The 291-nt window shown below is 67.7% G+C and carries 1 pseudogene; it reads right to left on the bottom strand.

Annotated features, from left to right (window positions below):
* Nucleotides 1-281: pseudogene (locus EN850_RS36785) on the bottom strand (AraC family transcriptional regulator); the annotation flags it as partial.
* Nucleotides 282-291 lie beyond the last annotated feature (10 nt).

The raw sequence follows: 291 nt of genomic DNA, 5'->3' as shown, positions 1-291 counted from the left end.
CGAAGAAAACGTTGCAGGCGCAGGATCCGCTCCAGCGTCTTGGCACCGTAGCCGAACTGCAACTGGCTGAAGCGGCGCAGGCTGCGCGGGCTCAGGCTCAAGTGCGCCGCCAGCGTATCCAGCGTGGCGTCACCCGCGACGAGCGCCCGGAACAGGACATGTGCACGCTGCGCCGAAATATCGAGCGCGGACGCACCCATATTCTGCTGCAGGCAGTGCGCCATCCGCTGCAGGCGCAGTGCAGGCGCGGTGTCGCCGATGGAGGCCGCCGCCTTGTTCACCCACGTGCCC

Origin of the sequence: Mesorhizobium sp. M8A.F.Ca.ET.207.01.1.1 (genome assembly GCF_004794715.1) — a bacterium.
Classification (GTDB): Bacteria; Pseudomonadota; Alphaproteobacteria; order Rhizobiales; family Rhizobiaceae; genus Mesorhizobium.
The sequence above is the reverse complement of the archived record's forward strand: the minus strand, read 5'-3'. Positions and strand labels throughout refer to the sequence as shown.